A 286-nucleotide genomic window follows, 5' to 3' on the forward strand; every position below is an offset into this window, starting at 1 on the left:
GGCCCGTACGGTGTGCAGCCGCCCCAGCGCCCCGGACCTCACGAGCCTGCGCGCCGCCGCCCGCCGCGTATCTGCCGCTGTCGGGCGGCCTCTACCGCGACTGCCTGGTGCACGACTTCGACATGCTGCGGTGGGTGACAGGTCGGGAGGTCGTGGAGGTGTACGCGACGGGCTCGGACGCGGGGCCCGCCATGTTCCGCTCCGCCCAGGACATCGACACGGCGGCAGCCGTGCTCACCCTGGACGACGGGGTGCTCGCCACGGCCACCGCGACCCGGTGCAACGG

The 286-nt window shown here is 74.5% G+C and carries 1 protein-coding gene; it reads left to right on the plus strand.

The features are described 5' to 3' along the window. A partial coding sequence (locus J0695_RS41410) for a Gfo/Idh/MocA family protein (protein ID WP_242553796.1) occupies nt 1-286 on the plus strand: 286 nt, incomplete at both ends.

This window comes from Streptomyces beijiangensis, assembly GCF_017315755.1.
GTDB lineage: Bacteria > Actinomycetota > Actinomycetes > Streptomycetales > Streptomycetaceae > Streptomyces > Streptomyces beijiangensis.